Genomic DNA, 20,264 nt, shown 5'->3' on the forward strand with positions numbered 1-20,264 from the left:
CCGACCAGCCCGCCACCGGACCCCGCCGGTGCGCCGAAGATCAGCGGAGCGTTTCCTCGATCGAGTCCGCGGTAAGAATCTGCCCAGCCCACCGATTCAGATCCTCGGGATCAGCAGCACGAACCGTCTCGACAACAGCCGCAGGCACAGCACCGAACTTGAGCTGAAGCTGATTCAGGAGCACCTTGACCACACCCCGAACTTCTCCGCGAGCCTCACCACGCAACTCCCCCTCGGCACGAAGCCGATCAGCAGCAGTCACGAGCGCCTCCTTCGCTTTCGGCCCGAACCCATCGAACAGCGGCGTCAACGCCTTCTCTTCGGTCTCACCGACCAGCATAATGTAGCGAACCAGCAGATTCAGTACCCGAAAAGCGTCCGCACCATCGGCGACCTCCGCCAGGTCCTCGGTCCATTGGGCGAGTGCGCTGTCCAATCCGGAGTTGTTCGGGGCAGCCTTCATGACGTTCAGCATCAGCCGCACCTCCGGGACCAGCGGACGCTCCGCCAGTTCGGCCGCATCGAGCGCGGTGACGTCGTCGAGCATGAACCGGAATCGCGGCAGATAGTCACCCACCACGTCGGCGACGCCTGGCGGGAGCTGGAAAAGGTCGGCGAACTGCGTCGAGTGACACCATCGGACTCCCTGTGAGCCGATGTGCACAACCAGCGGAATGATGACGGGCAGCCGTCGCGGTCGCGGCTTGGTCATGCGCAGATGGCGTGCCCAGATCTGCGTCAGGTACTCGAGCATCCGAAACGGCATCAGCTCGTCACTGCTGCTCTGATGCTCCATCGCCACATAGATCAGCGCCGCACCATCTCGGCTGTCGACCTCGAACAGCAAGTCACCGAACCGAACCCGCATCTCCTCGGTGACGTAGTCCGCGGGCCCTTTACGCAGCGTCGACCAATCCAGCCAGGCCGATAGAGGTTCAGGTAGCACCGAACGCAATTCGGAGGCCGCATAGGCCGGCTCGCCCATGATGCCGCGAAACAAGCTGTCGTGTGGGTTGTCTCGGCGCCCGGTCACCGGCACACCATACGCTCGCGTGGAAAGGGTCTTCCTCGATGTGGGTCGGGCGGTTACCCTGCGGGAGATGAGCATCGAGTTCGTTCTGACCACGCTCGTCATCGTCGCTACGCCGGGGACCGGGGTGCTGTTCACCCTCGCCGCCGGGCTGGCGCGTGGGGTGCGGGCGAGTGTGATCGCCGCGTTCGGGTGCACGCTCGGCATCGTGCCGCACATGATCGCCGCCGTGACCGGGCTGGCGGCGGTCTTGCACACCAGCGCGGTCGCGTTTCAGACGCTGAAGTATCTCGGTGTCGCGTATCTGCTGTACATGGCGTGGAGTACGTTCCGCGACAAGGGGGCGCTGGGGGTTCCCGAGGCGGGGGCGGGGCCCGCGCCGTCGGCGCGGAAGGTGATCGGGTCGGCGATTCTGCTCAATGTGCTGAACCCGAAGCTGACGATCTTCTTCTTCGCGTTCCTGCCGCAGTTCGTGCCCACCGGGGCACCGAATGCCGTGGCGCGCATGCTCGAACTGAGCGGACTGTTCATGCTGGCGACGTTCGTCGTCTTCGCCGTCTACGGTGCGGCCGCGGCGGCGGTGCGCTCGCACATCCTGGCGCGCCCGGTCGTGGTGACGTGGATGCGCCGGGTATTCGGCGCCTCGTTCGTCGCGCTGGCCGGCCGCCTCGCGGTGCAGAACCAGTAGCGGAAAGCACTGTGGCCCCGGATTTCTCCGGGGCCACGGTACGGAAGACACTCAGCCGCGACGGGATTCGACGGCGGCGGCGAGGCGGTCGAGCTGGGCCGCGGTGACGTTCCAGTCGATGCACGCGTCGGTGATGGACTGGCCGTAGGTGAGCTCGTCGGCCTTGCCGAGGGTCAGGTCCTGGCGGCCCGCGACGAGGAACGACTCCAGCATCACGCCGACCACGCCCTGCTCACCGGCGGCGAGCCGCTCGGCGATGTCGGTGACGACGTCGACCTGGCGGTTGTGGTCCTTGTTGCTGTTGCCGTGGCTGGCGTCGACCACCACGCGCTGGGCCAGCGCGGACTTCTCCAGCCGGAGCTTGGCCTCGGCGACGGAGGCGGCGTCGTAGTTGGTGCCGTTGCTGCCACCGCGCAGGATGACGTGGCAGTCCGGGTTGCCCGTGGTGCGGATCAGCGCGGAGCGGCCGTCGAGGTCGGTGCCGGGGAAGACGTGGCTGGCCGCGGCGGCGCGCACACCGTCGACGGCGACCTGCACGTCACCGTCGGTGCCGTTCTTGATGCCGACCGGCATGGACAGCGCCGAGGACAGCTGCCGGTGCACCTGGCTGGCGGCGGTGCGGGCACCGATCGCGCCGTAGGAGACCAGGTCGGCGATGTACTGCGGGGTGATCGGGTCGAGGAACTCGCACGCGACCGGCAGACCGAGCGCGGTGATGTCGACGAGCACCTTGCGACCGATACCGAGGCCGGTGTTGACGTCGAACGAACCGTCCAGGTGCGGATCGTTGATCAGGCCCTTCCAGCCCAGCGTGGTGCGCGGCTTCTCGAAGTACACCCGCATCACCACGTGCAGCCGGTCGTTCAGCTCGGCGGCCTTGGCGGCCAGCTTGCGCGCGTAGTCCAGCGCGGCGGCCGGGTCGTGCACCGAGCACGGGCCGACGATCACCATGAGGCGGTCGTCGTCGCCGTTGAGCACGTCGACGGTGGCCTTGCGGCCGGCGCGCACGGTGTCGGCGAGCTGGTCGGTGATGGGGTGGACGGTGCGGACCTCGGCGGGCGAGCGCAACGGGCTCACGCTGAGGGTGCGCTGGTCATCGAGATCGGAATGCCGCGAGTCGACATCGGCTGCGGTGGTCATGTGTGGGTTTCCTATTCTTCGAGGCCGACCCACGGACTTTCGCGAACCCGTCGAGCCGGTCAGTGTCCGGCTCGGGGTGGAAGAGGTCAGCGCGCAGGGTCGCAGACCGGCCCACCCAGGGCCGGCTCGCTAAACCAGAAATATGCGCGCTGCATGCCGTGGACTGTACCACCGGTGAAACGTCGACGGCCGGGGCCTGGTTGCCCGAAGTGCGGACCATCACACCTCCGGGCTCCCGAAGGTTCCGGCCGAAAGCCCTTGACCTCTACCTTGCTCGAGCTTTTAGCGTCGGTAGCCGAGGAAAGGAAATCGACTGTGACAACACTGGTTACGGGCGCGACCGGCAATACCGGCCGCCAGGTGGTCCGCGAACTCGTCGGCCGCGGGGAGAAGGTCAAGGCGCTCACGCGCGATGCCGCCGCCGCGCGCACGCTGCTCGGTCCGGAGGTGGAACTGATCACCGGCACGCACACCGTGCCGTCGACGCTCGACGACGCCTGGCACGGCGTCGACCGGCTGCATGTGACGTCGACGGCCGGGCTCGCCGAGGTCGGACCGGAGCTGATCGGCCGGGCCGTCGACGCGGGCGTACGCCGCATCACGGTGCTCTGGGGCGGCGGGGTCGGGCCGGTCGAGCAGGCCGTCGCGGAGTCCGGCGTGGAATGGACGCGGCTGGAGCCGCAGGAATTCATGTCGAACGCGCTCACCTGGCGGGAGACGATCCTGGCCGACGGCGTGGTCCGCGAGCCGTACGACCACCCGAGCGCGGTGGTCCACGAGACCGATATCGGCGCGGTCGCCGCGGTCGCGCTGCTGGAGGACGGCCATCACGGCCGCGCCTACAACCTGACCGGGCCCGCGCCGCTGACCACGCACGAGCGGATCGCGATCCTGGCCACGGCGGCGGGCAGGCCGATCGAGTTCGCCAGGATCACCCACCGGCAGGCCGTCGACCGGCTGCTCGCCACCGGCGTCTCGCAGGCCGACGCCGACTACGTGATCGGCTGGTACGCGGAGTCGAGCCCGGAGTCGCACACGGTGGATCCGACGGTCGAGAACGTGCTCGGCCGCCCGGCGCGCACCTTCGCGCAGTGGGCGGCCGAACACGGACACCGGTTCGCCTGGGACAGCTGACCGCGCCGAGCGCCCGGCGCCGATTCGCTCAGCCCAGCCGACCGGGCCGAGCGCCCGGTGCACTCAGCCCCACTGACCCGGCACGTAGTCGCCCGCGGGAGTGCGGGCGATGGCGTTCATCCGGTTCCAGGCGTTGATCATCGCGATGGCGGCGATCAGCGCGGCGGTCTGGTCGTCGTCGAAGTGCTTGCGCACCCGCTCCCAGGTGTCGTCGGAGACGTGACCGCCGTCGGCGACGCGGGTCGCCTCCTCGGTCAGCGCGAGGGCGGCCCGCTCGGCCTCGGTGAAGACGGTGGCCTCGTGCCAGGCGGCGACCAGGTTCAGCCGCGTCGTCGACTCGCCCGCGTGCACGGCGTCCTTGAAGTGCATGTCGGTGCAGTAGCTGCAGCCGTTGATCTGCGAGGCACGCAGCTTGACCAGTTCGTAGGTCGCCTTGTCCAGTGTCGAGTCGTCGATCACCTTGCTCGCCATGGTCAGGCGCTTGGCGAAGCTGGCGGCGACCGGGTTGCCGTAGAGGTTGAAGCGCGGTTCCATGATGACTCCTTCGTCGTTCTGCGGGGTTCTACAGAGACGACGAGGGAGCCACCCCGGGTGTGACACCACCACATGTGATGCCGGTCACCATGAATCAGATCAGGCCGCAGAGCTTCTCGGAGAGCTCCCACAGCTCGGCCGCGACCGCGCGATTCTTCGACGCGGCGGTACTGCCGCAGCGGGCGGGGTAGCCACGCAGGCCGAGCAGGCCGTCGGGGCCGTAGAACGCGCCGGGCACGATGTCGGCGGTGGCGGCGTACAGCGTCGGCAGCGCGCCCTGCTCGGCGCTCTGTGCCAGGGTGCGGTTGCCCAGCCACATCACCGCGTCCTGGATGGACTCGGTGTGCGACATGAGTTCGGTGGCGGCGTAGCCGGGGTGCGCGGCGACCGAGACCACCGCGGCGCCCTCACCGGCCAGCCGGCGCTGCAGTTCGTAGGCGAACATCAGGTTGGCCAGCTTGGACTGGCCGTAGGCCAGCCAGCGGTCGTAGCGGCGTCGCTCCCAGTTGGGGTCGTCCAGGTCGATCCGGCCGATGCGGTGCGCGCCACTGGACACCGTGACCACGCGATCGGTGATCCGGTCCAGCAGCAGGTTGGTGAGCGCGAAGTGGCCGAGGTGGTTGGTGCCGAACTGCATCTCGAAGCCGTCGGCGGTGCGGCGCAGCGGCAGCGCCATCACGCCTGCGTTGTTGATCAGCACGTCGACCCGCTCGATCGAGTCGGCGAAGGCGCGGACCGAGTTCAGGTTCGCCAGGTCGAGCTCGCGGACCTCGGTCTCGCCCGGCAGACTCGCCGCGACCCGCTCCGCCTTGCCCGTATCTCGACACGCCAGGATCACCTGGGCGCCCGCGGCGGCGAGCGCGCGCGTGGTGGCGGCGCCTAGGCCACTGTTGGCTCCGGTGACGACGATGGTGCGGCCGGTCTGGTCGGGCAGGTTCGCGGTAGTCCACTTACTCACCGGCGAAAGTCTACTGCGACCTGCGAAAAGCGCGAATCGGCAAGAGCCGGTGCGTGGTTCGCACCGGCTCTCGTCGTCAGGGCTGCGCGAGGATCTCCTCGTCGGTCATCGCGGCGACCTCGAGGTACATCGTGGCGACCGCGTCGAGCCTGCCGGTGGTGCCCGCGGCGGCTTCACGCTCGAGCATGCGCGCCGCCAGTCCGGCGATATCGCGCGCGGTGAACAGGTCGGCGACCACGGTGTCGGGGGCGTCGAGCCACTCGCGGACGCGAGCGACGGCGGTGGTGGCGAGCACCGAGTCGCCGCCGAGGGCGAAGAAGTCGTCGGTGACGCCGATCCGCTCGGTCGCGAGCACCTCGCCGATCACCGCGGCGAGCGCGCGCTCCAGCTCGGTCCGCGGCGCGACGAACTCGACGGCCGCCTCGTTGCGCTCCAGCACCGCGCGCACCGCCTTGCGGTCCGGCTTGGCGTTGGAGGTGAGCGGGAGCTCGGTGAGCAGTTCCAGCCGGGTCGGGACCATGTAGGCGGGCACCAGCTCGGCGGTCGCGGCCAGCACGGCGTCGACGTCGACGGCGGCGTCGGGGGTCGCCACGATCGCGGCGACCAGCTTCGGTGCCGCGGCGCCGACCACGGCCGCGACCGCGTGCCGGATGCCGGGAACCGCGCGCAGGGCGCTCTCCACCTCGCCCAGCTCCACCCGGTAGCCCCGGATCTTGACCTGGTGATCGGCGCGGCCGAGGAATTCCAGGCCGCCGTCGGGCAGGTAGCGGGCCAGGTCACCGGTGCGGTACCAGCGCACACCCTCGTGGGTGACGAACCGGTCGGCGGTGCGCTCCGGATCGGCGCGGTACCCGGCGGCGACGCCGTCCCCACCGATCCACAGCTCGCCGGTCACCCAGTCGGGGCAGTCGTTGCCCGCAGGGCCGACGACGCGGCACCGCACATTGCGCAGCGGAGTGCCGTAGGGCACCGCGCTCCACTCGGCGGGCACCTGCGCGTCGACGACCTCGCAGATGGTCGAGTGGATCGCGGTCTCGGTGGCGCCGCCGAGACCGGCGAACCGGCACTCCGGCGCGACGGCGGCCAGGCGCGCGGGCAGGGCCACGTCGACCCAGTCGCCACCGAGGATCACCGTGCGCAGCGACGGCAGTGCCGCGCCCGCCGCCGCGGTGAGCAGCATGTCGAGCAGGCTCGGGACGCAGTTGAGCATCGACACCCGGTGGCGGCGGATGAGGTCGACCCAGCGGGCCGGGTCGGCGCGCTGGGTGTCGTCCACGGCGACGACCGCACCGCCGACGGCGAGCAGGCCGAAGATGTCGTAGACCGACAGGTCGAACTCCAGCGCAGACAGGGCCAGCGCCCGAGCGTCCGCGCCGAGGCCGAAGCGCTCGTTGAGGTCGTCGATGGTGTTCATCGCGGCGCGATGCGGGACCTCGACACCCTTGGGCTTGCCGGTGGAGCCGGAGGTGAACAGCACGTAGGCGATGTTCTCCGGATCACCGAAGACGGGGCGCGCCAGCGGTTCCGCGTGCGTGCGAGCCTCGGCCAGATCGATCGCGCGCGCGTCGGGGATCAGCGCGCCGCCGACGGTGAGCACCGCGACCGCGTCGGCGGTGCGCAGGATCTCCGCGCGCCGGGCGGCGGGCTGATCGAAGCCGATCGGCACGTACACCGCGCCCGCCGCGAGCACACCGAGCACCGCGACGACCTGATCCGGCCCCTTCGGCAGCTGGACGGCGACCGAATCACCGGGCGCCACACCGGCTTCGCGCAGCGCACCGGCCACGGCCAGCGCGTCGGCGGCCAGTTCGCCGTAGGTCAGCTGCCCCGCGGGCTCCCAGAGCACCGCGGGCGCGGACGGAGTGGTGGCGGCGTTGGCGAAGAAACCGGTGTGCAGCAGGCCACCGCTGACCGGACCGACCGTGGCGTTGACGCGAGCACGAGTCGCGGCTTGCTCCACGGGAATTCGCACACCGGCCTCGGCCTGCCAGCCCGCGTCGCCGACCGGCGCCGCGGTGCGTCCGCGGCTGCCCGCGTCAGCGGACGCGAGGTCCACACTCGACACCGGCTCGGTCGCGCTCACCGCACCACCCGTCGACGGCGCTCGGCCCGCAACGCCGACGTCGGCCGTCCCCGCCCGTGCGGCTGCGGCGATCGAACCCACGTCACCCGATGCCGACTCGGCACCATCCAGTGTGGTGCTCTGGCCGCCGAGCCGCTCGATCGCATCGATGTAGCGGGCGAACATGGCCTCGACCATGCCCGCGGGGAAGGCGGATTCGCGGATGTCCCAGTTGAGCAGCAGGCCGCCGCGGACCTCGGTGATCTGGGCGTCGAGCAGCACCTGCGGGCCCTGGGAGATGATCCAGACCGGCTCGCCGAAGGTGTCGGTGACGGTGTCGGCGAACAGCTCGCCCAGGTTCAGCGCACTGGTGTAGACGATCGGGGCGAGCACCGGCTCGCCGCGGTGACGGCCCAGGTCACGCAGCACTTCCAGGCCGGAATAGGCCGAGTGCGCGCCCGCCTCGTGCAGCCGCTGCTGGAGGGCGCGGGCCCGGTCGGCGACGGTGGCGGGCTCGGTGACGTCGACCTCGAGCAGCACCGAGGAGGTGAAGTCACCGACGACGCCGTCGACCTGCGGGTGCACCGGTTCCCGGTGGAACAGCGGCAGATTCAGCAGGAACCGGCGCTGCGCCGACCAGCCGCCGATGGTCTCGGCGAACACCGAGGCCAGCGCCATCGCGGGGGTGATGCCGCGCGCGTGGGCGGCGTCGAACACCTGGGCCTTGGCCTGCGGGGACAGCCAGCGGTGCAGGCGGACGGTCCGGCTCGGGTCCGAGAGGTGCTGGGACTGCGGCAGTTCCGGCGAGCCGGGCAGCTCGGACAGGCGGTCCTGCCACCAGGCGCGGTCGCGGGCGTGCTCGTCACCGGTGCCCGCCGGGTGCTCGGCCAGGTACTGCCGGAAGGTGTAGTCCTGGGGCGGCAGCTGCTCGCCGTGGTAGAGCCGGGCCAGGTCGGTGACGAGGACGCGGTAGCTCATCGCGTCGGCGGCGAGCATGTCGACATCGAGGTGCAGGCGGGTGCGGCCGTCGGCCAAGCGGGTCAGCGCGATATCGATCACCTGACCGTCCTGCACCGCCATCCGCTGATGGGTGCGCGCGGTGCGCAGTTCCTCGAGCCGCAGCTCGGCCTCGTCGGCGGCGGATTCGCGCAGGTCGGTGACGCTGTACACGGCGCGGCCCGGACGGTCGAGGGTCTGCTGGGTGCCGTCGGGCAGGAACCGGGTGCGCAGCATGGGGTGCCGCGCCAGCAGCTGCTCGACGGCCCGCTCGAGGCGCTCGGGATCGACATCGGCACCGTCGAATTCGACGTAGAGGTGCGCGGCGACACCGCCGAGCTCCTGCGCGTCGGACCGGCCGATCCAGTACGCGTGCTGCATCGGGGCCAGCGCGAACGGGGTGCCGTCGTCGGGCACGATCGCGAATTCGCCTGCGGACGTGCCGAAGTCGTCGGGATCGGCGCCGTTGAGTAAGGCGTACCAGGCGTCGACCGTCGGATGGGCCGCCAGCAGCGCGAAGTTCACCGCGATGCCGCGCTTGCGCCAGCCACCGGCGAGCTTCATGGTGCGGATCGAGTCCAGGCCGAGCTGGATCAGGTCGGTGGCGTCGGCGACGTCTTCGGGCGTGAGCTCGAGCTGGCGGGCGATCGCGGCACGGATCTCGGCGCGGTCGATCACGACGCCTGCGGGTGCTGTGTCCATCTGCCGGTTCACTCCTTGCTCGCCGTCCGGGCCGGACGGATTTCGGTACTGCTCGGCGGCAGCCTACTCCATTGAGATAGGGTTGCCTAACCTATGCAAGGGTAGCCTGCGACGCGGGCGCCGAACCACCGCACTACCGGCCAGAGCAGCGAGGCAGCACGTGACGTCGACATCAGCCGCAGCAGACCATCGCGAGGGCTTCGTCCCCTTCCCCGAGGCCGCCGCACAGCAGTACCGCGCCGACGGCTACTGGACCGGGCGCACCCTCGGTGACCTCCTGCGCGACTCCGCCCGCAGCGGGCCGGACCGGCCCGCGATCCTGACCGACACGGGCGCGCGGACCTACGCCGAACTCGACGCCGCCGCCGACCGGATGGCGCACGGCCTGCTCGCGCTCGGCATCAACCCCGGCGACCGGGTGGTCGTCCAGCTGCCGAACATCCCGGAGTTCGCCACCGCCCTGTTCGGCCTGCTGCGAGCAGGCATCATCCCGGTGCTGACGCTGCCCGCGCACCGCCGCGCCGAGATCGAGCACCTGGCCGCGCTCGCCGGCGCCGTGGCCTACCTGATCCCCGACACTCTGGCCGATTTCGACTACCGCGAGCTCGCCGCCACGGTGCGCGCGGCCGTCCCGAGCCTGCGCCACGTCCTCGTCGCCGGCGATCCGGGCGAGTTCACCGCGCTGGCTTCGATCGCGACCGACGGCACGTCGCTGCCGACGGTCGACCCGTCCGAGATCGCGCTGATGCTGGTCTCCGGCGGCACCACCGGCCTGCCCAAGCTGATCGCCCGCACCCACGACGACTACGCCTACAACGCGACCGCCAGCGCGGCGGTCTGCGAACTCACCAGCGACGACGTCTACCTCGCGACTCTGCCCGCCGCGCACAACTTCCCGCTGGCCTGCCCCGGCATCCTCGGTGTCGTCGCCACCGGCGGCGCGATCGCCTTCACCCTCGACCCGAGCCCGGAGGCGGCCTTCGCCGCGATCGAGCGGCACGGCGTCACCGTCACCGCCGTCGTCCCGCCGCTGGCCCAATTGTGGAGCGCCGCGGTCGAATGGGAGGACGCCGACCTGAGCTCGCTGCGCCTGCTGCAGGTCGGCGGCGCGCGCCTGGCCGAGGTGAACGCCCGCGATGTGGAGCCCGCGCTGCACTGCCGCCTCCAGCAGGTGTTCGGCATGGCCGAGGGCCTGCTCAACTACACCCGCCTCGACGATGACGACGAGCTGGTCTACACCACCCAGGGCCGCCCGCTCTCCCCCGCCGACGAACTGCGCGTCGTCGACGCCGACGGCAACGACGTCGCGCCCGGCGAGGAGGGCGAACTGCTCACCCGCGGCCCGTACACGCTGCGCGGCTACTACCGCGCGCCCGAGCACAACGCCCGCGCCTTCACCCCCGACGGCTACTACCGCAGCGGTGATCTCGTGCGGCAGCTGCCCAGCGGGCACCTGGTGGTCAGCGGCCGGATCAAGGACGTGATCAACCGCGGCGGCGAGAACATCTCCTGCGACGAGCTCGAGGAGCACCTGCTCGCCCACCCCGCCGTCCGGCACGCGGCCGCGGTCGGCCTGCCCGACGCCTCGCTCGGCGAGAAGGCGTGCGTCGTCCTGGTCGTCACGGGCGAGCTGCCCAGCCTCGGCGAGATCAAGACCTTCCTCACCGAGCGCGGCCTGGCCACCTACAAGCTGCCCGACGTGGTCCGCCAGGCGGACGCACTCCCGATCACCGCGGTCGGCAAGATCGACAAGAAAGCCCTGCGCGCGCTGCACGGCTGACCGGAACGCAGAACGGCGGCCCACCGAAAGGTGAGCCGCCGTTCTGCTGTCTCAAGCCTTGACGACGTAGGGCGCTACGCTGCCCAGCTTCTCGCAGGTCTCCTCGAACTCGCGCTCCGGCCGCGACTGCCCGACGATGCCCGCCCCGGCGCGCAGCCACGCGCCCGCACCGGTCTGGTAGATGGCGCGCAGCACCAGGGTGGCCTCGAGCGCACCGGTCGGCGAGACACACACCACCGCACCGGAGTACAGGCCGCGCGGGTCGTGGTCGTTGCGGAAGACGGAGTCGACGCCCTCGCGCTTGGGGATGCCGGAGGCGGTCACCGACGGGAACAGCACCTCGAGCGCGTCCCAGCTGGTCCGGTCGGCGGCGAGGGTGCCGCGCACGGTCGAGGCCAGGTGCTGCACGCTGCCGCGCTCGCGCACCGCCATGAAGTCGGAGACGGCGGGGGTGCCGGGCACGGCCACCGCGGTGATCTCGGCGAAGGAGGTCTGCACCGAGATCGCGTGCTCCACGATCTCCTTCGGATCGGCGAGCAGTTCGGTGCGGGCCGCGTCGTCGGCCGCGGCGCCGAGCCCGAAGGCGCGGGTGCCCGCCAGCGGCTCGGTGGTGACGATGCGATCGTCGTCGACGGAGGCCACCAGCTCCGGGCTGAACCCGGCGGCCTCCAGCCCGCCGAGACGCAGCAGGAACGAGCGCGCGGGGGTGTTGTTGGCCCGGCCGAGCCGATAGGTGCCCGGCACGTCGACCGCGAAGGGCAGCGCGACCTTGCGCGACAGAATGACCTTCTGGTAGCTGCCGGAACGGATCTCGGCCACCGCGTCGGCGACGCGGCCCTGGTAGTCGGTCGGGTCGGGGCGCACGTCGACCGGGTGCGCGACCGGCAGGTCGGTGCCCTGCGACGCGGCGATCAGGTCGTGGATATCGCAGGCCTCGTTCGGGGTGGCGCCGCTGATCCGCACGCCGGCGGCGTCGATGCGCACCTCGATCCGCGGGATCATCAGGTGCGCGAGGGGGGTCCGCTGGTTCAGGTAGCGGGTGGCGTCCAGCGAGTAGGCGCAGAACTCGAACCCGATCCAGCCGAAGGCGTTGCGGCCGTCGAGCGGCAGCTCGGCCAGCGCGGCGTCGACGACCTGCGCGGGGCTGCCCGTCCACGCGCGCGCGGTGGTCCGCCCGCCCCAGACCGTGCGCAGCTCACCGGCGTCGAGTTCCACACTGCCGAGCGGATCGGCGGCGAACACCCATTCCCCGGGCTGCTCGTACATCACGTACTCACCGAAACGGTCCGCCGCGGCCAGGCGGGCCATCGCTGCCGCTGGATCGGTCACATACTCCACCCGTACGGGCTGCTCCGTCGACGACAACGATCCTCCAAGGTAATGCTGACCTAACTTTCTCGGGTTAGGTTAGCATTACCTCGTCGGTTGGCCAGACCAGTATTGGGTAACCTAGGCCACCCCGATCGGCCGTCGCAACGCGCGGTAGCCCAAGTTCGGTGCGCCGAGGCGGATCTGCCGCTTGAATGGAGGGATGATCGACATCGGTGGGCGGCGCGGCCCGCGAACGGGATCCGGGGCGGACTCGGTGGTCGCCCTGGTCGACGCGGCCTCCGGCGTCGAACGCGAACTGATCGGCAACTGGATCGCCGAGGGCGGCCTGGCCCGCGACATCGGCTCCGATGCTCCGGTGACCCAGCTCGACCTCGACGCGAAGGCGATCACCAAACGCCTGGTCGGCAGGCACGACGACCCGCTCGTCGTCCCGGTCCGGGTGCTGTGGCTACCGCCCGAGCGCGACGGCGTCCGCCGGGTCACCTTCGCCGATCTGGCCCTGCTCACCAACCCGCGCAAGCCCAATCGGCTGGTCCAGCGCAGGCTGCTGCGCACCGAACCCGACCGGCACCGGGTGCTGGTCGGCGCGCCCGCCCGGCTCAGCGAACTGCGCACCAACAACCCCGAGGCCGCCGCTCTGCTGCGCGCCGGCACGGCCGATCCGTTCGCGCGGTCGGTGGTGCGCGCGGCGGTCGTCGCGCTGGAGCGGGCCGAACGCACCGTCATCGGCGACCGCTACAAGGTGCCGCAGCTGGTGGCCGAGGAGATCCTCGACTCCCCCGAGTTCCAGCGCAAACTCGACTACATCGCCGAGGAGATCGGCTCCGAGCCCGACCAGGTGTACCGCAACGCGGAGAAGGCGCTGCGCGAACTCGTCGCCGCGCAGAGCAGGCTGGTCTCGGACCTGTTCACCCAGGCCATGCGGCCGGTGCACGCCTCGACCTGGAAGGTCGACACCGACCTGCACGGCCTGGACGCGCTGCGCAAGCTCAACCGCAAGTACCCGCTGGTGTTCCTGCCCTCGCACCGGTCCTACGTCGACGCGTTCGTCCTCGGTGACGTGCTGGCGCGCAACGACTTCCCGCCCAATCACGTGATCGGCGGCGCGAACCTGAACTTCTGGCCGATGGGCCCGATCGCCCGGCGCACCGGAACGGTGTTCATCCGCCGCAGTTTCGGCGACGACGAGGTGTACAAGGCCGTCGTCGAGGAGTACTTCGCCTATCTGCTGGCCAAGCGCTTCAACATGGAGTGGTACTTCGAGGGCGGGCGCACCCGCACCGGCAAGCTGCGCCCGCCGCGCTACGGCCTGCTGAATTACCTTGCCGCCGCTGTGCGTTCGCGTCGGGTCGAGGACGTGCTGCTGGTGCCGGTGTCGATCACCTACGAGCGGCTCAACGAGCTGGGGGCGATCGCGAGCGAGCAATCCGGCGGCAAGAAGAAGCCGGAGGGTATCGGCTGGCTCGCCAGATACGTCCGCAGCCAGCAGCATTCGGCGGGCCGGGTGTACGTGCGGTTCGGCGAACCGCTCTCGGCGCGGGAACGGCTCGGCGCGCACGGCGATCCGATGGACCAGCGTCCGCTGACCATCCCGCTGCGCGACACCACCACCGGCGCGACCAGCGTCCCCGACGAGTCGGCGCTGAGCGAGACCGAGCGCAAAGCGGTGCAGCGGTTGGCCTTCGACGTCGCCGTCGGGATCAACGCGGTCACCCCGATCACGGTGAACGCACTGGTCACCCTGGCCCTGCTCGGCGTGCACGAGCGCGCGCTGACCCTCAGGCAGGTGCGCACGGTGGTCGATCCGGTGCTCGGCTACATCGCCCAGCGCGGCCTGCCCAGTGGCGAGCTGTCCACGCTGCGCGACGAACAGGGTCTGCGCGTCGTCCTCGAACAGCTCGCGCTGGCCGGCGTGGTCACCGTGTATCGCGGTGGGCTGGAACCGGTCTACGCGATCGAACCCGGTGCGCACCTGGAGGCCGCGTTCTATCGCAACAGCGCGGTGCACTGGTTCGTCAACCGCGCGATCCTCGAGCTGGCCGCGCTCACCGCCGTCGAGGAACCCGGCGAGGATCCGCTGCGCTCGGCGTGGAAGGCCGCCTTCGCGCTGCGCGACCTGCTCAAGTTCGAGTTCTTCTTCCCCGAGCGCCAGGAGTTCGCCGAGCAGATCATCGACGAGGTGCGGCTGATCGTGCCGGAATGGGACGAGAACACCCCCGACGACCGGCTGGATCGCCAATTCCTCGGCGCCCTCACCGATTCCGGCTTCGTGATGGCCCATCGCGTGCTGCGCTCGTTCTTCGACGCGCAGCTCGTGGTGGCCGAACGACTCGCCGCGCGCCCGGCCGACGCGACGATCGATCGCAAGGAGTTCATCGACGAGTGCGTGGCCGTCGGCAAACAGATGCTGCTGCAACAGCGGCTGCACAGCCCCGAATCGGTGTCGACCGAATTGTTCACCAGCGCCTGGAAACTGGCCGCCAATCACGGCCTCATCGGACCCGCCGCCGAGGGCGCCGAGGACGACTTGACCGCGCGCAGACTGGAATTCGCCGAACGCCTGCGCGATCTCGGCGATCGCATCGCGCGCGCGGCCAGTCTCGACCCGTCGAACCGGACCACGATCTGATGGGCACCCTCGCCGAGGCCGTCGCCGCGATCAGAACGGGTCAGCAGGGACCGGGCGTCGCCGCCGTCTTCGATTTCGGCGGCACCGTCGTCGACGGACTGCCCCGGCGCGGCCTGGCGAGCCGGGTGCTGCGCCGTGGTGACGCCCGCCGGGCCGCGCTGCTCGGCGGTATCCGGCGCGGTGGCGGCGACGGCGACTTCGGGCGGTTCCTGCAAGCCGTCGACCGGACCTGGGCCGGGATGTCCGAGGCCGAGCTGGAAGAGCTGGGCCGCAGCGCTTTCCGCCGGGAGATCTACGGGCGGCTGTTCCCCGAGGCGTGGCAGCTCGTGCGCGCGCATCAGCTGGCCGGGCACACGGTGGTGCTGGTCAGCGAACTCACCCGCTTCCAGGTGCAACCCGCCGCCGAGCGGCTCGGCATCGAGCACGTGCTGTGCACGCAGCTGGCGGTGCGCGACGAGCTGGTGACCGGACAGCCGGACGGCGCGCCGCTGTGGCGGGTCGAGAAGGCCGAGGCGGTGGCCGAATTCGCCGCCGCCGCGGAGGTGGAGATCGGCTACGCCTACGCCGACAGCATCACCGATCTGACCCTGCTCGACCTGGCCGAGATCCCGACCGTCGTCGATCCGGACCCCGAACTCGCGCGGATCGCCACCGACCGCGGCTGGCCCGCGCTGACGTTCCGTCCCCGGCTCGCGCCCAAGCCCATCGACTATCTGCGCACGGTCGCCGGATTCGCCGCGCTGCTCGGCGGCGCGCTGGTCGGCGTGCTGCGCAAGACCTACACCCGCAAGCGGCAATCGATGGCCGACGGGCTGATGCACGACGCCACCACCGCGACCCTCGCGGCGATCGACGTGGAACTGCGGGTCGTCGGGGCCGAGCACGCCCGCTCCCCCCGCCCTGCGGTGTTCCTGTTCAACCACCAGAGCCAGTTCGACGTGATCATCGTGCCCAAGGTGCTCGACGGCGCGGTCACCGGCATCGGCAAGAAGGAACTCGCCAACCATCCCCTCTTCGGCCCGCTCATGCGGTTCGTCGGCGTCACCTTCATCGACCGCACCGACACCGAACGCGCCAAGGCCGCGCTGGCGCCGGTGGTCTCGACCCTGCGCGACGGGCTGTCCATCGCCGTGGCGCCCGAGGGCACCCGGTCCTATACCCCCGGCGTCGGCCCGTTCAAGAAGGGCGCCTTCCACATCGCGATCCAGGCGGGTGTCCCGGTGATCCCGGTGGTGATCCGCAATGCGGGCGAGATCGCCTGGCGCGATTCACCGATCGCCCGCTCGGGCCTGGTCGACGTCGCCGTGCTGCCGCCGATCGACGTCTCCGGCTGGGACCCCGCCGACATGGACGACGAGGTCGAAGGCGTCCGCCGACTGTTCGAGAACACCCTGCTGGACTGGCCGCAGGCAGGCTGAGCCCGGCCGGGTGGGTGCCCGGCCGGACTCGGCCTCAGCCCTCGAACAGCTGCTGGCCCAGGTAGTGGCCGGGGCCGGGGACGCCGGGCGGGAGGGCGAAGACCGCCGAGCCGACCGGGGTCGTCCATTCGTTCAGCGCGTCGAACTCCGCCAGCCGGGCCTGGACCGGGAGATACTGGGCGGCGACATCGCGCTGGCAGGCGACGAACAGCAGGCCCGAATTCGACACCTGTCCCGGGGCCGGGGCCTCGTCGTAGTTGTACCCGCGGCGCAGGAACCGCTCCCCGTCATGGGTGTGCCGGGCCCTGGCGACGTGCGACGACGGCGGGATCACCGGGATGCCGTTGCGGTCGACGGCGGCCAGGTCCGGCTCGTCGTGTTCGGCCGTGCCGGTCAGCGGGGCGCCGTCGGCCACCCGGCGCCCGACGGTCAGTTCGCGACCGTCGGCGTCGAGTTCGTCCCAGGTGTCGAGGTCCATGGCGATGCGGCGCAGCACCAGGGAGGTGCCGCCCGCCAGCCACGGCGCCGAGGTGCCGTCGTCCCACACCAGCCGGTCGAAGTCGACCGTGCGCGGGGCGATGTTGACGGTGCCGTCGACCTGGCCCATGAGATTGCGCATGGTCTGCCCGCGCGGCGCGTCCCGGAAACCGCGCTGCACCCAGCGCACCGTCACCAGTGACTTCACGTGCTTGGACAGCACCCGCACCGCGTGCGCGACCGTCGTCGCCTCCTCGGCGCAGACCTGGAGGACCAGGTCGGCGCCGGTGTAGGCGGGTTCGAGCCGGTCGATGGCGTACGGCGGCAGCTGGCGCAACCAGCTCGGCCGACGCGCGGTCAGGCCGGTGGCGGTGAACAGCTCGGGACCGAAACCGACCGTGATCGTCAGGCGCGCCGGCCGGACCGCCAGCTCGGGCTCGGTGTCGGCGAGCGCGGGCAGGCCCTGGGTGAGCCGGGACGCGTCGTCGGTCCAGATCCGGAGCAGGCCGATGACGTCCTCGCGGCCGACGCCCGGCGCCAGATCGAAGCCGGCGAAGGCGACGTGACCGGGCGGCGTCGTCTCGATGCCCGCCTGGTGCGTGCCGTAGAACGGGACGACCTCGAGCGCGTCGTCTCGTTCGGGTTCCGGCTCGGCGAGTCCGGCGGCACCCCAGCCGATCCCGGCGGCGCCGACCACGCCGACCGCCGCCGCTCCCCCGCCGAGCAACCGCCGGCGGGAGAGCTTGGGCTGCGGATCAGCCACCGTGCGAGGAGTTCTCGGTGCCCGGCGCGTAGTTCTCCTTGCCGCCGGCGAAGTCGCGCACCTGCGCGGTGACGACGGTGCTCGAGCCGTCGGCGAAGGTCAGGGTCAGCGAGGTTTCCGAGCCGGTGCGCAGCGGCTGCTTCAGGTCCATGAACATCAGGTGCTCGGCGCCGGGCTTCAGCGTCACCTCACCGTGCGCGGGGATGGTGATGCCACCGGCCTTGGGGCGCATGGTCTTGGCGCCGGTGCTGTCCGGGACCACCTCGTGGATCTCGACCCGGTCCGAGGCGGGGCTGGTCGCGGCGACGAGGGTCACCGGCGCGTCACCGGTGTTCTGCAGATTGCCGAAGGCGGCGGACATACCGGAGTCGGCGGCCTTGATCCACTGATCGCTCATGGTGACCCGGTCACCGGCCGCGGCGGGTGCGGGCGTCGGCTCGGAATCGGCGCAGGCGGTGGCGAAGACGGCGAGGACGGACAGCGCGGTCGCGGCGCCGAGCCGACGGGCGGCGCGGGGCGAACGCAGGTGGGTACGCGGGAATACGGACACGAAAGATCTCCGATCATCGGGTGAGGTGAGAACCCGGACCGGCACGGCGAATCATCCGCGGCTACGGCGGATTTCGGCGGCTACGCCGGAACGGGGTGAAGGGTGAGGTGGCCGTCGGCGGGCGGACCGCGCAGCCCGATTCCGGGTCGCAGGAGGAGTTGCCGCAGCACCGCGCGATCGTCGGCGCGGGGTAGTGGAATCGGCCGCGCGGACGGGGACGACACCCCATCCAGCACGAGGACCAGCCGACGCACGCTGGTGATCGCCCGGCGCACCCCGACCTCGGCGGCGCGGATCGCGAGCGCGCCCACCGGGATCGCCACCAGGTGGGCGAGCAGCATGGCGGCGGAGAAGGTGTGGTGATGCTGGGCGTGTCCCAGCGAGAGCGCGGTGTGCCCGATGCCCTGGCCGGCGGCGAGCACCGCCATCGTCGCCAGCGGCGTGTTCCCGCGCGGCAGGGCCGAGGCGACGACGCCGATCAGCGCGCAGGCGGCGAGCAGCAGCGTCACCGACGCTCCGCCGGGAACCGCGGTCGCACCGCCCAGTCCATGCGCGAGCACGGCGACCACACCCGAGGCGGCACCCACCGCGGCGCCGCGAAAGCGCGCGGTGTGATCCGTCGGTGAGCGCACCCCGCCATGCTACGACCAACTGTCGTAGTAACCGGGCGCAGGGCGTATGACCAGCGTCTCATCGATCCGGCGAAAAGAATTCGAATGCGGGGTTGACCTCAAGGATTGTTTAGGTTTGATGATTGTCTCACCACCGAATGAGGGAGCACATCATGACCACCACCACCGCCTCCGCCACCCGCTCGCTGACCCTGCCCGCGCTGAACCGGCCCGTCGCCGTCCTGGGTGGCGTGGTCGCCGCCGTCGTGGCGAACTTGATCGTCTGGGGCATCGGCGCGGCCGCGGGCGGATCCTTCATCACCACCGACAGCGGCAAGGTGATGGACGTCGCTCCCGGCGGCGTGATCTTCATGTCGACCGTGCCGCTGCTGATCGGCCTGACCGTCGCCGTGCTGGTGTCCTACCTGTGGACCGGGGTGTTGCGGGTCGCGGCGGTCGTCGGATCGCTGCTGTCGATCGCGACGATCGCGATGACCGTCGACGCCGACTTCGACACCGCCTCCACCATCGCGCTGTCGGTGATGCACGTGGTGCTGGTGCCGGTCATCGTGGTCGCGCTGGAAGGCGTGCGTCGCAGCATCACCACTCGGTAGTCCGAGGATGGCGAAGGGCCCCACCGGAAAACCGGTGGGGCCCTTCGCCGTATGTCCTAGACCGAGCGGCCGAACAGCAGCTTCCACGGCATCAGCGCCGACTCCAGCTGCACCTTCAGGCTCATCTTCGACGCGCCGAGGGTGCGCTCCTCGAAGCGAATCGGCACCTCCGCGATCGTGTAGCCCTTCTTGATCGCGCGGTAGTTCATCTCGACCTGGAACGAGTAGCCGTTGCTGCGGATCGAGGCCACGTCGATCGCGCGCAGGGTGTCGGCCTGCCATGCCTTGAAGCCGGCGGTCGCGTCCTTCACGCCGAGGCGCAGGATCAGGTTCACGTAGAAGTTGGCCCAGGCCGAGAGCGCCTTGCGGTACCACTTCCACTCCGCGGCGGTCGAACCACCGGGCACGTAGCGGGAGCCGAGCACGACGCCGACATCGGCGGAACTCAGCTTCTCCAGCATGGCCGGGATCACCTCGGCGGGGTGCGACAGGTCGGCGTCCATCTGGATCACCACGTCGGCGCCCTCGTCGAGGGCCTTGGTGATGCCCGCGATGTAGGCGCGGCCGAGGCCGTCCTTCTCGGTGCGGTGCAGCACGCCCACCACGTTCGGCAGCTCGGCGGCCAGTTTGTCGGCCACCTCGCCCGTGCCGTCGGGTGAGTTGTCGTCCACCACCAGCACGTGCAGATCGGGAACCGGCAGTGCCGTCAGCCGCTCCACCGCCACCGGCAGATTTTCCCGCTCGTTGTAGGTCGGCACAACAACGGTAACCCTCAAGGGTCGCCCTCCCTGCTCACCTGGTTACGCCCCGCGCCCCACCGAACGGGCGCGCGAGCATGTCATCGAT

At 70.8% G+C, this 20,264-nt stretch carries 16 protein-coding genes; 6 read left to right on the top strand and 10 right to left on the bottom strand.

Going from position 1 to position 20,264, the window contains the following annotated elements; genetic code table 11:
* Positions 1-40 precede the first annotated feature (40 nt).
* The gene (locus ACFVW6_RS06595) at positions 41-1,033 is read right to left on the bottom strand and encodes an Rpn family recombination-promoting nuclease/putative transposase (protein WP_378825459.1); all 993 of its coding nucleotides are present in this window, start codon (positions 1,031-1,033) and stop codon (positions 41-43) included.
* 67 nt (positions 1,034-1,100) lie between these two features.
* Here ACFVW6_RS06595 and ACFVW6_RS06600 point away from each other — a divergent pair, with 67 nt between their 5' ends.
* A complete protein-coding gene (locus ACFVW6_RS06600) occupies positions 1,101-1,718 on the top strand; it encodes a LysE family translocator (RefSeq protein ID WP_378825457.1) in 618 nt (205 codons plus the stop codon).
* Between the two features lie 51 nt (positions 1,719-1,769).
* On the opposite strand, the gene ACFVW6_RS06605 is transcribed toward ACFVW6_RS06600, so the two are convergent.
* Entirely contained in the window at positions 1,770-2,858 is a 1,089-nt protein-coding gene (locus ACFVW6_RS06605; protein ID WP_378825454.1) for a 3-deoxy-7-phosphoheptulonate synthase, read from the bottom strand.
* 315 nt (positions 2,859-3,173) lie between these two features.
* Here ACFVW6_RS06605 and ACFVW6_RS06610 point away from each other — a divergent pair, with 315 nt between their 5' ends.
* Positions 3,174-3,992, top strand: coding sequence for an NAD(P)H-binding protein (locus tag ACFVW6_RS06610; RefSeq protein WP_378825451.1), 819 nt, complete (start codon positions 3,174-3,176; stop codon positions 3,990-3,992).
* Positions 3,993-4,055: 63 nt separating this feature from the next.
* Here ACFVW6_RS06610 and ACFVW6_RS06615 read toward each other — a convergent pair whose 3' ends face one another.
* The 3 genes from ACFVW6_RS06615 to ACFVW6_RS06625 all read right to left on the bottom strand — a co-directional run bounded on the left by ACFVW6_RS06615 (position 4,056) and on the right by ACFVW6_RS06625 (position 9,244).
* Positions 4,056-4,526 carry a carboxymuconolactone decarboxylase family protein gene (locus ACFVW6_RS06615; RefSeq protein ID WP_378825449.1) on the bottom strand — a complete coding sequence of 157 codons (471 nt, stop codon included), beginning with the start codon at positions 4,524-4,526 and terminating at the stop codon, positions 4,056-4,058.
* Positions 4,527-4,620: 94 nt separating this feature from the next.
* Positions 4,621-5,484, bottom strand: a complete 864-nt coding sequence (locus ACFVW6_RS06620; RefSeq protein WP_365010327.1) for an oxidoreductase — start codon at positions 5,482-5,484, stop codon at positions 4,621-4,623.
* A 76-nt stretch (positions 5,485-5,560) separates the two neighbouring features.
* Positions 5,561-9,244, bottom strand: a complete 3,684-nt coding sequence (locus ACFVW6_RS06625) for an amino acid adenylation domain-containing protein (protein WP_378825446.1) — start codon at positions 9,242-9,244, stop codon at positions 5,561-5,563.
* 160 nt (positions 9,245-9,404) lie between these two features.
* Between ACFVW6_RS06625 and ACFVW6_RS06630 the strand changes: the two genes are divergently transcribed.
* A complete protein-coding gene (locus ACFVW6_RS06630) occupies positions 9,405-11,024 on the top strand; it encodes a (2,3-dihydroxybenzoyl)adenylate synthase (RefSeq protein WP_378825444.1) in 1,620 nt (539 codons plus the stop codon).
* Between the two features lie 51 nt (positions 11,025-11,075).
* Here the strand turns inward: ACFVW6_RS06630 and ACFVW6_RS06635 are convergent, their stop codons facing one another.
* Positions 11,076-12,362: a salicylate synthase gene (locus ACFVW6_RS06635; protein ID WP_378825441.1), complete on the bottom strand. Its 1,287-nt coding sequence runs from the start codon at positions 12,360-12,362 to the stop codon at positions 11,076-11,078.
* Between the two features lie 193 nt (positions 12,363-12,555).
* On the opposite strand from ACFVW6_RS06635, the gene ACFVW6_RS06640 reads away from it, so the two are divergent.
* Both ACFVW6_RS06640 and ACFVW6_RS06645 read left to right on the top strand, forming a co-directional pair.
* Positions 12,556-14,985 carry a glycerol-3-phosphate 1-O-acyltransferase gene (locus ACFVW6_RS06640; protein ID WP_378825439.1) on the top strand — a complete coding sequence of 810 codons (2,430 nt, stop codon included), beginning with the start codon at positions 12,556-12,558 and terminating at the stop codon, positions 14,983-14,985.
* Complete coding sequence (locus ACFVW6_RS06645; protein ID WP_378825437.1) at positions 14,985-16,403, top strand: 1-acylglycerol-3-phosphate O-acyltransferase; 1,419 nt, start codon at positions 14,985-14,987, stop codon at positions 16,401-16,403. The genes ACFVW6_RS06640 and ACFVW6_RS06645 overlap by 1 nt, the downstream gene beginning before the upstream one ends.
* A gap of 34 nt (positions 16,404-16,437) precedes the next feature.
* Here the strand turns inward: ACFVW6_RS06645 and ACFVW6_RS06650 are convergent, their stop codons facing one another.
* The 3 genes from ACFVW6_RS06650 to ACFVW6_RS06660 all read right to left on the bottom strand — a co-directional run bounded on the left by ACFVW6_RS06650 (position 16,438) and on the right by ACFVW6_RS06660 (position 18,825).
* On the bottom strand, positions 16,438-17,643 hold the full coding sequence (locus ACFVW6_RS06650; RefSeq protein WP_378825435.1) for a Dyp-type peroxidase: 1,206 nt from the start codon (positions 17,641-17,643) through the stop codon (positions 16,438-16,440).
* Positions 17,636-18,193 (bottom strand): copper chaperone PCu(A)C, encoded by a 558-nt coding sequence (locus ACFVW6_RS06655; protein ID WP_378825432.1) that lies wholly within the window; start codon positions 18,191-18,193, stop codon positions 17,636-17,638. Before ACFVW6_RS06655 ends, ACFVW6_RS06650 begins: the two co-directional genes overlap by 8 nt.
* 80 nt (positions 18,194-18,273) lie before the next feature.
* Positions 18,274-18,825 (bottom strand): hypothetical protein, encoded by a 552-nt coding sequence (locus ACFVW6_RS06660; protein ID WP_378825430.1) that lies wholly within the window; start codon positions 18,823-18,825, stop codon positions 18,274-18,276.
* A gap of 152 nt (positions 18,826-18,977) precedes the next feature.
* Between ACFVW6_RS06660 and ACFVW6_RS06665 the strand changes: the two genes are divergently transcribed.
* Positions 18,978-19,418, top strand: coding sequence for a DUF6069 family protein (locus ACFVW6_RS06665; protein WP_378825428.1), 441 nt, complete (start codon positions 18,978-18,980; stop codon positions 19,416-19,418).
* A 56-nt stretch (positions 19,419-19,474) separates the two neighbouring features.
* On the opposite strand, the gene ACFVW6_RS06670 is transcribed toward ACFVW6_RS06665, so the two are convergent.
* On the bottom strand, positions 19,475-20,194 hold the full coding sequence (locus tag ACFVW6_RS06670; protein ID WP_357346340.1) for a polyprenol monophosphomannose synthase: 720 nt from the start codon (positions 20,192-20,194) through the stop codon (positions 19,475-19,477).
* Positions 20,195-20,264 lie beyond the last annotated feature (70 nt).

Source organism: Nocardia sp. NPDC058244, from assembly GCF_042882065.1.
GTDB lineage: Bacteria > Actinomycetota > Actinomycetes > Mycobacteriales > Mycobacteriaceae > Nocardia.